At 69.0% G+C, this 13,576-nt stretch carries 8 protein-coding genes; 7 read left to right on the forward strand and 1 reads right to left on the reverse strand.

All coding sequences use genetic code 11. From position 1 onward, the window contains the following. The first annotated feature begins 125 nt into the window (after nt 1–125). From ACIQU3_RS28145 to ACIQU3_RS28175, 7 genes are all read left to right on the forward strand, one after another. Nucleotides 126–1,394, forward strand: coding sequence for an extracellular solute-binding protein (locus ACIQU3_RS28145; RefSeq protein WP_403732256.1), 1,269 nt, complete (start codon nt 126–128; stop codon nt 1,392–1,394). Nucleotides 1,395–1,512: 118 nt separating this feature from the next. Continuing rightward, complete coding sequence (locus ACIQU3_RS28150) at nt 1,513–2,517, forward strand: carbohydrate ABC transporter permease (protein WP_403732264.1); 1,005 nt, start codon at nt 1,513–1,515, stop codon at nt 2,515–2,517. Between the two features lie 13 nt (nt 2,518–2,530). After that, nucleotides 2,531–3,442, forward strand: a complete 912-nt coding sequence (locus ACIQU3_RS28155) for a sugar ABC transporter permease (protein ID WP_403928287.1) — start codon at nt 2,531–2,533, stop codon at nt 3,440–3,442. 198 nt (nt 3,443–3,640) lie between these two features. Then, nucleotides 3,641–5,341, forward strand: a complete 1,701-nt coding sequence (locus tag ACIQU3_RS28160) for a glycoside hydrolase family 13 protein (RefSeq protein ID WP_403732478.1) — start codon at nt 3,641–3,643, stop codon at nt 5,339–5,341. A gap of 119 nt (nt 5,342–5,460) precedes the next feature. Continuing rightward, on the forward strand, nt 5,461–6,834 hold the full coding sequence (locus ACIQU3_RS28165) for an alpha-amylase family protein (protein ID WP_403732270.1): 1,374 nt from the start codon (nt 5,461–5,463) through the stop codon (nt 6,832–6,834). A gap of 115 nt (nt 6,835–6,949) precedes the next feature. Continuing rightward, nucleotides 6,950–12,346 (forward strand): pullulanase-type alpha-1,6-glucosidase, encoded by a 5,397-nt coding sequence (pulA, locus tag ACIQU3_RS28170; protein WP_403732273.1) that lies wholly within the window; start codon nt 6,950–6,952, stop codon nt 12,344–12,346. An 89-nt stretch (nt 12,347–12,435) separates the two neighbouring features. Next, nucleotides 12,436–12,792 (forward strand): 5-carboxymethyl-2-hydroxymuconate Delta-isomerase, encoded by a 357-nt coding sequence (locus tag ACIQU3_RS28175; protein WP_403732276.1) that lies wholly within the window; start codon nt 12,436–12,438, stop codon nt 12,790–12,792. 6 nt (nt 12,793–12,798) lie between these two features. On the opposite strand, the gene ACIQU3_RS28180 is transcribed toward ACIQU3_RS28175, so the two are convergent. Beyond that, nucleotides 12,799–13,488, reverse strand: a complete 690-nt coding sequence (locus ACIQU3_RS28180) for a TetR/AcrR family transcriptional regulator (protein WP_403732279.1) — start codon at nt 13,486–13,488, stop codon at nt 12,799–12,801. Between the last annotated feature and the right edge of the window lie 88 nt (nt 13,489–13,576).

A 13,576-nucleotide genomic window follows, 5' to 3' on the forward strand; every position in this document is an offset into this window, starting at 1 on the left:
ACCCCTTGCAACTTTTTGCTGCAAGGTCTTTCGCAACTCGTTGCAGCGCGGCTAATGTCACCGACGCCCGGCGGCCAACGGCGCAGTCGGCAGCACGAAACGGGCTTCACCCTCAAGGAGAACTCATGCGGCGTGGCATAGCGGCCACCGCGCTGGTGGCGTCCCTCGCCCTGGCAGCGACGGCGTGCGGCGGAAGCGACAGCGGCGACAAGGCCGACGGTCCCGTCACCATCACCTGGTGGGACACCTCCAACGCCACCAACGAGGCGCCGACCTACAAGGCCCTCGTCAAGGAGTTCGAGGCCGCCAACAAGGACGTCAAGGTCAAGTACGTCAACGTCCCCTTCGACCAGGCGCAGAACAAGTTCGACACCGCCGCCGGTTCCAAGGGTGCTCCCGACGTGCTGCGCTCCGAGGTCGGCTGGACGCCCGCCTTCGCCAAGAAGGGCTTCTTCCTGCCGCTGGACGGCACCGACGCCCTCGCCGAGCAGGACAAGTTCAAGCCGAACCTGATCAAGCAGGCCCAGTACGAGGGCAAGACCTACGGCGCGCCGTTCACCACGGACACCCTCGCCCTGGTCTACAACAAGGCCCTGTTCAAGAAGGCCGGCGTCGAGGCTCCCAAGACCTGGGGCGACCTGAAGAAGGCCGCGGCCACCATCAAGAGCAAGACCGGCGTCGACGGCTACTGGGGTTCGACCCAGTCCTACTACGCCCACTCCTTCCTCTACGGCGAGGGCGCCGACACCGTCGACGTCGACGCCAAGAAGATCACGGTCACCTCGCCCGCGGCCAAGAAGGCCTACGGCACCTGGCTGAGCCTGTTCAAGGGCAAGGGCCTGCACAAGGCCGACACCACCGCCGACGCCTACGCCCACATCCAGGAGGCGTTCGTCAGCGGCAAGGTGGCCTCGATCATCCAGGGGCCGTGGGAGATCACGAACTTCTACAAGGGCTCGGCCTTCAAGGACAAGGCCAACCTGGGCATCGCCACCGTCCCGGCCGGCTCCTCCGGCAAGGCGGGCGCCCCGACCGGCGGCCACAACCTCTCGGTGTACGCGGGCTCGGACAAGGCCCACCAGGAGGCCTCGCTGAAGTTCGTGAAGTTCATGACCTCGGCCAAGGCCCAGGAGACCATCGCGCTGAAGAACAACACGCTGCCGACGCGCGACGACGCCTACACCGGCCAGGTCAAGGCCGACCCGGGCATCGCCGGCTACCAGGGCGTGCTCGCCGCCGCCCAGCCGCGGCCGGAGCTGCCCGAGTACAGCTCGCTGTGGACGCCGCTGGACGACGAGCTGCTCGCGATCGCCGGTGGCAAGAAGTCCCTGGACCAGGGGCTGAGCAGCGCCGAGACCTCCATCGCCAAGCTGCTCCCGGACTACAGCAAGTAGGCCCGTGTGGCCGCCGGATCCTCCAGTACAGAGGGGGAAGGATCCGGCGGCCATCGGCCTGTGTGCCGTACCCCCTGATCTCCAGCTGATCTCCAGTTCGCGAAGAAGGTTGTCGAACATGACAGTCGCCATCGACCGAGCGACCGGCAAGCGGAGCGGTGACCGCGGTCCCCGGTCCGGGCTGGGCCGGCGTCTCAAGCACAGCTACCAGAAGCACTGGTACGCCTACGCGATGATCGCGCCCGTGGCCGTCGTGCTCGGCGTCCTCGTGCTGTACCCCCTGGCCTACGGCCTCTATCTGACGCTGACCGACGCGACCAGCCTCAACACGGCCCGGACGATCGGCGTCAACGAGATCGAGGCCACCTACAAGTTCATCGGCTTCGACAACTACGCCGACATTCTGTGGGGCGAGACCGCCTACGACCGCTTCTGGTCGCACTTCATCTGGACGATCGTGTGGACGGCCCTGTGCGTCGCCCTGCACTACTCCATCGGCCTGGGCCTGGCGCTGCTGCTCAACCAGAAGCTGCGCGGGCGCACCTTCTACCGGCTGATCCTCATCCTGCCGTGGGCCGTGCCGACCTTCGTCACCGTCTTCGGCTGGCGCTTCATGCTCGCCGACTCCGGCATCATCAACTCCGGCCTGGAGATGCTGCACCTGCCCAGCCCGGCGTGGCTGGAGGACACCTTCTGGCAGCGCTTCGCCGCGATCATGGTCAACACCTGGTGCGGTGTGCCGTTCATGATGGTCTCCCTGCTCGGCGGTCTGCAGTCCATCGACTCCTCCCTCTACGAGGCCGCCGAGATGGACGGCGCCAGCCGCTGGCAGCAGTTCCGCTACGTCACCCTGCCGGGCCTGAGGTCGGTCAGCTCCACCGTGGTGCTGCTCGGCGTGATCTGGACGTTCAACCAGTTCGCCATCATCTTCCTGCTGTTCGGCAACACCGCCCCGGACGCGCAGATCCTCGTCACCTGGGCCTACCAGCTCGGCTTCGGGCAGCAGCCGCGTGACTTCGCGCAGTCGGCCGCCTACGGGATCCTGCTGCTCGGCATCCTGATCGTCTTCACCTCCTTCTACCGCCGCTGGCTGAACCGCGATGAGCAGCAGCTCGCGATCTGAGGCAGGAGTCCCCATGAGCACCACGACCGTCCAGCAGACCGCGGGCGGGGCTCCGGCCCCCGCCGCCGCCCCCGCGTCCGCCCCCGCGCGCCGCCGCAACCGGCGCGGCGCGGCCGGGAGCATCGTCTCCCATGGCCTGCTGATCCTCGCGAGCCTGATCGCGCTCTTCCCGATCGCCTGGCTGATCTTCCTGTCCCTCGGCCCGGACAAGGACGACTACCTGCACCCCGGTGGCATCTGGTCGAAGATGACCCTGGACAACTACAGCTTCGTGCTCCAGGAGACCGCCTTCTTCCACTGGCTGCAGAGCACGCTGATCGTGTCCCTGGGGACCACGGTCGTCGGAGTGGTCATCGCCGCCACGACCGGGTACGCGGTGTCCCGCATGCGCTTCCCGGGCTACAAGAAGTTCATGTGGGTGCTGCTGTGCACGCAGATGTTCCCCATCGCCGTGCTGATCGTGCCGATGTACCAGATCCTGTCGAGCCTGCAGCTCGTCGACACCTACGTCGGCCTGATCCTGGTCTACTGCTCGACCGCGGTGCCCTACTGCGCCTGGCTGCTGAAGGGCTACTTCGACACCATCCCGTTCGAGATCGACGAGGCCGGCCGCGTCGACGGACTGACGCCCTTCGGCACGTTCTTCCGGCTGATCCTGCCGCTCGCCCGGCCGGGTCTGGCGGTGGCTGCCTTCTACAGTTTCATCACCGCCTTCGGCGAGGTCGCCTTCGCCACCGTTTTCATGCTGGACGACGAGAAGTACACCTTCGCCGTCGGCCTGCAGAGTTTCATCAGCGAGCACGACGCCCAGCGCAACCTGATGGCCGCGACCGCGGTGCTCATCGCGATACCCGTCTCCGTGTTCTTCTACCTGGTGCAGAAGAACCTGGTGACCGGGCTCACCGCCGGTGGCACGAAGGGCTGACCCTCGCCGGGCGAACGGCCGCGGCGCCGCCGTGGTCGCTCGCGCCACGCGGCTCAGCCGCAGATCGATAGAGTCCCGCGCCCCTCGGGGCGCGGGTGTGGCGGCCGCGGTGCCCATCCGACCCCGCTGTACCGCGGCCGCCGCCATCTCCCCACCCACGCTTCCATGACCGACATCCTGTTACGCATCAAGGACGACATGAGCCAGCACTCAGCTGCACCTGCCCCCACCCCCGCGTCCGCCGTCGCCGTCGCCAAGCGCCGCGACTGGTGGCGGGACGCGGTGATCTACCAGGTGTACCCGCGCAGCTTCGCCGACAGCAACGGCGACGGCATGGGCGACCTGGAGGGTGTCCGCACCCGTCTTCCGTACCTGCGCGACCTCGGCGTGGACGCCGTGTGGCTCAGCCCCTTCTACGCTTCGCCGCAGGCCGACGCCGGCTACGACGTCGCCGACTACCGTGCCGTCGACCCCATGTTCGGCAACCTCCTGGACGCCGACGCGCTGATCCGCGACGCCCACACGCTGGGCCTGCGCATCATCGTGGACCTGGTGCCCAACCACTCCTCCGACCAGCACGAATGGTTCAAGCGGGCCGTCGCCGAGGGCCCGGGCTCCTCGCTGCGGGACCGCTACCACTTCCGCCCCGGCAAGGGCGAGAACGGCGAACTGCCGCCCAACGACTGGGAGTCGATCTTCGGCGGCCCGGCCTGGACCCGCGTGACCGAACCCGACGGCACGCCCGGCGAGTGGTACCTGCACCTCTTCGCCCCCGAGCAGCCCGACTTCAACTGGGAGCACCCGGCGGTCGGCGACGAGTTCCGCTCGATCCTGCGCTTCTGGCTGGACATGGGCGTCGACGGCTTCCGCATCGACGTCGCCCACGGCCTGGTGAAGGCCGAGGGGCTGCCCGACCTTGGATCCCACGACCAGGTGAAGCTGCTGGGCAACGATGTCATGCCGTTCTTCGACCAGGACGGCGTGCACGAGATCTACCGGCAGTGGCGGCTGATCCTCGACGAGTACGCGGGCGAAAGGATCTTCGTCGCCGAGGCCTGGACCCCGACCATCGAGCGCACCGCGCACTACGTGCGTCCCGACGAGCTGCACCAGGCCTTCAACTTCCAGTACCTCAGCACCCACTGGGACGCCGAGGAGATGCGCGAGGTCATCGACCGCACCCTGGAGGCCATGCGGCCGGTCGGCGCCCCCGCCACCTGGGTGCTGTCCAACCACGACGTGACCCGCCACGCCACTCGCTTCGCCAACCCGGCCGGCCTCGGCACTCAGATCCGCCTGGCCGGCGACCGCGAACTGGGGCTGCGCAGGGCCCGGGCCGCGAGCCTGCTCATGCTGGCGCTGCCCGGCTCGGCATACGTCTACCAGGGCGAGGAGCTCGGCTTGCCCGACGTCGTCGACCTGCCGGACGAGGTGCGCCAGGACCCGGCGTACTTCCGGGGCGCCGGCCAGGACGGCTTCCGCGACGGGTGCCGGGTGCCGATCCCGTGGACCCGGACGGGGTCGTCGTACGGCTTCGGCGACGGCGGCAGCTGGCTGCCGCAGCCCGAGGGCTGGGGCGAGCTGAGCGTCGAAGCGCAGAGCGGCGAGGCCGGTTCGACCCTGGAGCTGTACCGGGCCGCGCTCCGCGTGCGGCGCGAGCAGCCCGACCTCGGCGCCGGCACCTCCGTGGAGTGGCTGCGCGCGCCCGAGGGCGTGCTCGCCTTCCGCCGCGGGGAGTTCGTGTGCGTCGCCAACACCACCGGGGAGTCGGTGGCGATGCCGGCGTACGGCCGGATGCTGGTCGCGAGCGGCGAGATCGTGCTGGTCGACGACGAGGCGAAGGTGCCGGCCGACACCACGGTGTGGTGGACCACCGCGACCGCGGAGGCCCGCGCCTGACTTTCCTTTGAATTTCGTACGGCCCGCTGCCCATTCGGGCGGCGGGCCTCTACTATCTGCGTCACCGCAAGGTTTCTGAACCTTGCAGCAAGAACCTTCAACGAAGAAGGAAACCCCACATGGCACGCAGATACCTCGCCACCGCCGCGGCGCTCGCCGCGGCTTCGATTGTCATGAACCCGACCGGTGCGCAGGCCTCCCCACCTGGCACCAAGGACGTCACCGCCGTCCTCTTCGAATGGAACTTCGCCTCGGTCGCCCGCGAGTGCACCACCACCCTCGGACCCGCCGGGTACGGCTACGTCCAGGTCTCCCCGCCCGCCGAGCACATACAGGGCCCGCAGTGGTGGACCTCGTATCAGCCGGTCAGCTACAAGATCGCAGGGCGGCTCGGTGACCGGACGGCCTTCCGGAACATGGTGAACACCTGCCACGCGGCCGGGGTGAAGGTCGTCGTCGACACCGTCGTCAACCACATGGCGGCCGGCGGCGGCACCGGCACCGGCGGCTCGTCGTACACGAAGTACAACTATCCGGGCCTCTACTCCGCCCCCGACTTCGACGACTGTACGGGCCAGATCAGCAACTACCAGGACCGCTGGAACGTCCAGCACTGCGAACTGGTCGGGCTCTCCGACCTCGACACGGGCGAGAACTACGTCCGCGGCGCGATCGCCGGGTACATGAACGACCTGCTCTCCCTCGGCGTCGACGGCTTCCGCATCGACGCGGCCAAGCACATCGACACCGCCGACCTCGCCAACATCAAGTCCCGGCTGAGCAGCCCGTCGGTGTACTGGAAGCAGGAGGTCATCCACGGCTCCGGCGAGGCGGTCCAGCCCACCGAATACACGAGTAACGGCGACGTCCAGGAGTTCCGCTACGCCTACGACCTCAAACGGGTCTTCAACAACGAGAACCTCGCCTACCTGAAGAACTACGGCGAGGGCTGGGGCTACATGAACAGCGGCGTCTCCGGCGTGTTCGTCGACAACCACGACACCGAGCGCAACGGCTCGACCCTCAGCTACAAGGACAACGCCACCTACACCCTGGCCAACGTCTTCATGCTGGCCTGGCCCTACGGCGCCCCCGACATCAACTCCGGGTACGAGTTCAGCGACCACGACGCCGGACCGCCCAACGGGGGCCAGGTGAACGCCTGCTGGCAGGACGGCTGGAAGTGCCAGCACAACTGGCCCGAGATCAAGTCCATGGTCGGCTTCCGCAACGCCACCCGGGGCCAGGCCGTCACCAACTGGTGGGACAACGGCGGCGACGCCATCGCCTTCGGCCGGGGCAGCAAGGGCTTCGTGGCCATCAACCACGAGCCGGGTTCGCTGAGCCGTACGTATCAGACGTCGCTGCCTGCGGGGACGTACTGCGATGTGCAGGGCAACAGGACCGTGACGGTGAACTCCAGCGGGCAGTTCACGGCCACCCTGGGCGCGAACACCGCCCTGGCGGTCCACGCGGGCAAGTCGGGCTGCTGACCGGCCTCCTGAAAGTTTTTGCCGATGGTTTCAAGCCTCTTGCTGTAAGTGTTGCGGCGGCGATACGGTCACGCGGGGTCGGACCCGAAGAGCCGTAATCGCAAGGAGCCCATCTGTGATACCGAGATGGCCGACGCCGTCGAGGCGCCGAACCACCCATGCCGGACGGGTCGCTGCGGTCACCGTGACCGCGCTGGCCGCAGCGCTCGTCCAGCCCCTCGCGGCGCGGGCCGACACACCGCCTCCGCCCCCCTCCGACGCCAAGCTGGCCGCCCAGCCCGCCCGGCACGACGCCACCCGTGAGCAGTTCTACTTCGTCCTGCCGGACCGTTTCGCCAACGGCGACCCGCGCAACGACAAGGGTGGCCTGACCGGTTCACGCCTGTCGACCGGCTACGACCCGACCGACAAGGGCTTCTACCAGGGCGGCGACCTCAAGGGGCTGACCAAGCGGCTCGACTACATCAAGGGCCTGGGCACCACCGCCCTGTGGATGGCCCCCATCTTCAAGAACCAGCCCGTGCAGGGCACCGGGGCCAACGCCTCGGCCGGCTACCACGGGTACTGGATCACGGACTTCACCCAGGTCGACCCGCACTTCGGCACCAACGAGGACCTCGAGACCCTCATCGACAAGGCCCACGACAAGGGCATGAAGGTCTTCTTCGACGTCATCACCAATCACACCGCCGACGTCGTCGACTACGAGGAGAAGTCCTACGACTACCTCTCCAAGGGCGCCTTCCCGTACCTGACGAAGGACGGCGTGCCCTTCGACGACGCCGACTACGCCGACGGGCGGCGCGCCTTCCCCGCCGTCGACCGGGACTCCTTCCCGCGCACACCGGTCGTCACCAGGAAGAACAAGGTGCCGTCGTGGCTCAACGACCCGACGATGTACCACAACCGCGGCGACTCCACCTTCGCCGGTGAGAGCTCCACCCACGGCGACTTCTCCGGCCTCGACGACCTGTGGACCGAGCGGCCCGAGGTCGTCGACGGCATGGAGAAGATCTACCAGCGCTGGGTGCGGGACTTCGACGTCGACGGCTTCCGGATCGACACCGTGAAGCACGTCAACATGGAGTTCTGGACCCAGTGGGCCACCGCCCTCGACGCCTACGCCGCCAAGCGCGGCCGCGACGACTTCTTCATGTTCGGCGAGGTCTACTCGGCCGACACGAACATCACGGCCCCGTACGTCACCCAGGGCCGGCTCGACGCCACCCTCGACTTCCCCTTCCAGGAGGCGGCCCGCCAGTACGCCTCGCAGGGCGGCAGCGCCCGCAAGCTCGCAGGCGTCTTCGGGGACGACTACAAGTACACGACCGGCAAGGCCAATGCGTACGAGCAGGTCACCTTCCTCGGCAACCACGACATGGGCCGCATCGGGTCGTTCCTCAAGCAGGACGACCCCAAGGCCACCGACGCCGAGATCCTCGCCAAGGACGAGCTCGCCAACGAGCTGATGTTCCTCAGCCGCGGCAACCCCGTCGTCTACTACGGCGACGAGCAGGGCTTCACCGGCCCGGGCGGCGACAAGGACGCCCGGCAGAGCATGTTCGCCTCGCGCACCGCCGACTACCTCGACGACGACCGCATCGGCACCGACCGCACCCACGCCGACGACGCCTACGACACCAAGGCGCCCCTCTACCGCCACATCAGCGCCCTCGCCAAGCTGCGCAAGGCCAACCCGGCGCTGACCGACGGCGTCCAGCAGGAGCGGTACGCGGCCGACGGCCCGGGCGTCTACGCCTTCTCCCGCACGGACGCCAGGACCGGCACCGAGTACGTCGTCGCCTTCAACAACGCCGGTGAGAAGAAGACCGCGACGTTCCCGGCCGGCTCGGCCGGCATGACCTTCAAGGGCATCCACGGCACCGCCGCGACCCTGAAGAGCGGCAGCGACAAGAAGCTCACGGTCACCGTCCCGGCCGGCTCGGCGATCGTCCTCAAGGCCACCGGAAGGCTCGCCGAGCCCGCCACCGCTCCCACGCTCACCCTCAAGGCCCCGGCGGCCGGCGCGACCGGCACGGTAGAGGTCACCGCCGACGTCGACGGGGGACAGCTCAACAGGGTCGTGTTCGCCGCGCAGACCGGCGGCGGCAAGTGGCGGGTCCTCGGCTCCGCCGACCACGCCCCCTACAAGGTCACCCACACCGTCGCCAAGGACGTGGCACCGGGCACGGCCCTGCGCTACAAGGCCGTCGTGGTCGACTCGGCAGGCCGCACCGCGAGCGCGGTGGCCGCCTCCACCACCGGCACCCCGCCCGCCCCGCAGCCGCCCACCGCGTCCTCCCGCGACTACGCGATCGTCCACTACAAGCGCACCGACGGCGACTACGCCGACTGGGGCCTGTACGCCTGGGGCGACCTCGCCGAGGGCGAGGCCACCGAATGGCCGGGGAGCCACCCCTTCACCGGCCGGGACGCCTACGGCGCCTTCGCCTGGGTCAAGCTCAAGCCCGGCGCCTCGAACGTCGGCTTCCTCGTCATCGACAAGGACGGCACCAAGGACGTCGCCGCCGACCGCACGATCGACGTCACCAAGACCGGCGAGATCTGGATCGAGCAGGGCAAGGACACCGTCACCACCGAGCGGCCCGACTCCCCGGCGCCCGACAAGACCAAGGCGGTCCTGCACTACCACCGGGCCGACGGGAACCACGACGGCTGGGGACTGCACGTCTGGACCGGCGCCGCGAACCCCACCGACTGGTCGAACCCCCTGAAGCCGGTCAAGACTGACAGTTATGGCGCAGTCTTCGAGGTACCGCTCAGCGACGGAGCCACCAGCCTCAGCTACATCCTCCACAAGGGCGACGAGAAGGACCTTCCCACCGACCAGTCGCTCGACCTCAAGGCGAACGGCCACGAGGTGTGGCTCGTGAACGGCCAGGAGAAGTACCTGCTCCCGCAGCCCGCGGGCAGTGCCGCCGCCCTCGACCTGACGACGTCAAAGGCCGTCTGGATCGACCGGAACACCCTCGCCTGGAACGGCTCCGACGCCGCCGCGTCCACCCAGCTGCTGTACTCCCGCGACGGCTCGATCAAGGCCGAGGACGGCGCCCTGACCGGCGACGCCACGTGGCTGCGCCTGTCGAAGAGCGAGCTCACCGACGCCCAGAAGGTGAAGTTCCCGCACCTCAAGGCGTACGACGCCTGGACCGTCGACCCCCGTGACCGCGACCGGGTCCGTGCTGCCCTGCGCGGCCAGGTGGTCGCCACCCAGCACGCGGCCAACGGAGCCGTGCTCGCGGCGACCGGCGTCCAGATCGCCGGAATCCTCGACGACCTGTACCCCGGCGCGACCAAGGCCGACCTCGGACCGACGTTCGCCGAGGGCCGTCCCACCCTGTCGGTGTGGGCACCGACCGCGCAGTCCGTCGCCCTGGAACTCGACGGCAAGGCCGTCCCCATGCGCCGCGACAGCGCCACCGGCGTCTGGTCCGTCACCGGCCCGCCCTCCTGGAAGGGCAAGCCCTACCGCTACGCCGTGAAGGTCTGGGCGCCCGGCGTCCGCAAGGTCGTCACCAACAAGGTCACCGACCCCTACGCACTCGCCCTCACCACCGACTCGAAGCGCAGCCTGGTCGTCGACCTGGACGACAAGGCCCTCAAGCCCGCCGGCTGGTCGTCGTACACCAAGCCCAGGGCCGTACCGCTGAAGGACGCGCAGATCCAGGAGCTGCACATCCGGGACTTCTCCGTCGAGGACCGCACGGCCGAGCACCCCGGCACCTACCTCGCCTTCACCGACAGGACCAGCGACGGCAGCAAGCACCTGCGCAAGCTGGCGAAGGCGGGCACCTCCTACGTCCACCTCCTGCCCGCGTTCGACATCGCCACCATCCCGGAGAAGAAGGCCGACCAGGCGAAGACCGACTGCGACCTGGCGTCCTTCCCGGCCGACTCGGACAAGCAGCAGGAGTGCGTCGGCAAGATCGCCGCCAAGGACGCCTACAACTGGGGTTACGACCCGTACCACTACACGGTCCCCGAAGGCTCCTACGCCACCGACCCGGACGGCACCGCCCGCACGGTCGAGTTCCGCAGGATGGTGAAGGCCCTCAACGACGACGGGCTGCGGGTCGTCATGGACGTCGTCTACAACCACACCGCCGCGAGCGGCCAGGAGAAGACGAGCGTCCTCGACCGGATCGTGCCCGGCTACTATCAGCGGCTCCTCGCCGACGGCTCGGTCGCCAACAGCACCTGCTGCGCCAACACCGCCACCGAGAACGCCATGATGGGCAAGCTGGTCGTCGACTCGATCGTCACCTGGGCGAAGGAGTACAAGGTCGACGGCTTCCGCTTCGACCTCATGGGCCACCACCCGAAGGCCAACATCCTCGCGGTCCGCGAGGCCCTCGACGCGCTGACCCCCGCCAAGGACGGCGTCGACGGCAAGAAGATCATCCTGTACGGCGAGGGCTGGAACTTCGGCGAGGTCGCCGACGACGCCCGGTTCGTCCAGGCCACGCAGAAGAACATGGCCGGCACCGGCGTCGCCACCTTCTCCGACCGCGCCCGTGACGCGGTCCGCGGCGGCGGCCCCTTCGACGAGGACCCCGGCGTCCAGGGCTTCGCGTCCGGCCTGTACACCGACCCCAACTCCTCCCAGAACAACGGCACGCCCGCCGAGCAGAAGGCCCGGCTCCTGCACTACCAGGACCTGATCAAGGTCGGCCTCTCCGGCAACCTCGCCGGCTACCGGTTCACCGACACCGGCGGCAAGGAGGTCAAGGGCTCCGACGTCGACTACAACGGCGCCCCCGCCGGATACGCCGACGCCCCGGGCGACGCCCTCGCCTACGCCGACGCGCACGACAACGAGTCCCTGTTCGACGCCCTGGCCTTCAAACTGCCCGCCACGACCGGTGCGTCCGACCGGGCCAGGATGCAGGTCCTCGCCATGGCGACGGCCACCCTCTCCCAGGGCCCGGCCCTCTCCCAGGCGGGCAGCGACCTGCTGCGCTCCAAGTCCCTGGACCGCAACTCCTACGACAGCGGCGACTGGTTCAACGCCGTCCACTGGCGGTGCGCGGACGGCAACGGCTTCGGTCGTGGACTGCCCATGGCGGCCGACAACACCGACAAGTGGCCGTACGCCAAGCCCCTGCTGACCACCGTCAAGGTGGGCTGCGAGCAGATCGAGGGCACCTCGGCCGCCTACCGCGACCTGCTGCGGATCCGGAGCACCGAGAAGGACTTCTCCCTCGGCACGGCCGCACAGGTGCAGTCCCGGCTCTCCTTCCCGCTGTCCGGCACGGACGAGACACCCGGCGTGATCACCATGCGCCTCGGTGACCTGGTCGTCGTGTTCAACGCCACGCCCGAGCGGCAGGAGCAGCGCGTGTCCGCACTCGCCGGGACCGGCTACCGGCTGCACCCGGTGCAGGCGGCGGGCGCGGACGCCACCGTGAAGTCCTCCGCCTACGCGCAGGAGTCCGGCACCTTCGCCGTGCCGGCGCGCACGGTCGCGGTCTTCACCCGGACCGCGGGGTAACGCACCCGCTGCGGGCGGGGTGGACCGCGACCGGCGGCCCGCCCCGCCCGCGGCTAGGGTGAGCACACCGACCTGGAACAGGAGTGCTGATGCCGCAGATCACCGTCGACTATTCCGCCGACCTCGCCGGCGGCTTCGACCGGCCCGGATTCGCCAAGGCGCTGCACGAGGCGACGGTCGAGATCGCGGCCGCCAAGCCGCCCGCGTGCAAGACCCGGTTCCGCCCGACCGAGGACATCGTGGTCGGCCCCGACACCGAGGGGCACGCCCACGTCCACATCCACATCGCGCTGCTCGCCGGCCGCACCGACGAGACCAAGGCCCGGCTGACCGAGGCCGCGCTGGAGCTGCTGCGGACGTATCTGAAGCAGCCCGAGAGCCTCGCCCTGCACGCCTCCGCCGAGGTCCGCGACCTCGACGCGTCGTACGCGAAGTACGAAGGCTGAGACCGCTCAGCTCGCCAGGGCGATGAGCCGGCCGACCAGGTGCGCGAACGGGCCGTCGGCCGGTTCGTCCTTGAGGGCGCCGCGCAGCAGCTCCGCCATCTCCTCGTCGTAGGCGGCGCTGACGGCGGCGAGCGCGGCGAAGTCGTTGACGAGCTGGGGCTCCAGCTCGTCGCGCGGGATGCGCCGGCCGTCCAGCCAGATCAGCGCCGTCGACTCGGCCAGCGAGATCCAGGACCGGACGACCAGTTCGAGACGCGGGGGCGGATCGGTCACGCCCAGGTGCGAAAGGATCTGGACATACGCGGCCTGCCGTACGGAGTCGACGAGCGCGTTGGTCGTCGAGGAACCGACCGCCGGACCGCCGCGCATCAGGGCGGAGAAACCCGGCCCGTGCTCGTCCACAAAGTCGAAGTAGCGGCGCATCACGCGCAGCAGCCGCGCCCCCAGCGGACCCTCGTGGGGCTCCACGAAGCGGGCCGCCAGATCGTCCGAAGCCCGCTGCAACGCGGCCTCGTACAGGCTGAGTTTGCCGGGGAAGTAGTGGTAGACCAGCGGACGCGAGATGCCCGCGGCCGACGCTATCTCGTCGATGGACACGTCGTCGGGGGAGCGGCGGCTGAACAGTTCGAGGGCGACGCCGATCAACTGCTGCCGCCGCTCCTCGACTCCCATTCTGCGGCGAACCCCGGTAGTCATACGAACACCTTACCGATCGATTCCAGCCGCGAACGGTCCGGATCGATCACCGGATTCCGCCGAGCGCAGCGGACGGGCCCGGGACCCG

The sequence above is a fragment of the Streptomyces sp. NPDC101110 genome, from assembly GCF_044759525.1.
Classification (GTDB): domain Bacteria; phylum Actinomycetota; class Actinomycetes; order Streptomycetales; family Streptomycetaceae; genus Streptomyces.

Excerpts from the sequence above, each read along its gene's own strand:
- ACIQU3_RS28145 (WP_403732256.1), top strand. The coding sequence starts at position 126 with ATGCGGCGTGGCATAGCGGCCACCGCGCTGGTGGCGTCCCTCGCCCTG.
- ACIQU3_RS28150 (WP_403732264.1), top strand. The coding sequence starts at position 1,513 with ATGACAGTCGCCATCGACCGAGCGACCGGCAAGCGGAGCGGTGACCGC.
- ACIQU3_RS28155 (WP_403928287.1), top strand. The coding sequence starts at position 2,531 with ATGAGCACCACGACCGTCCAGCAGACCGCGGGCGGGGCTCCGGCCCCC.
- ACIQU3_RS28160 (WP_403732478.1), top strand. The coding sequence starts at position 3,641 with ATGAGCCAGCACTCAGCTGCACCTGCCCCCACCCCCGCGTCCGCCGTC.
- ACIQU3_RS28165 (WP_403732270.1), top strand. The coding sequence starts at position 5,461 with ATGGCACGCAGATACCTCGCCACCGCCGCGGCGCTCGCCGCGGCTTCG.
- ACIQU3_RS28175 (WP_403732276.1), top strand. The coding sequence starts at position 12,436 with ATGCCGCAGATCACCGTCGACTATTCCGCCGACCTCGCCGGCGGCTTC.
- ACIQU3_RS28180 (WP_403732279.1), bottom strand. The coding sequence starts at position 13,488 with ATGACTACCGGGGTTCGCCGCAGAATGGGAGTCGAGGAGCGGCGGCAG.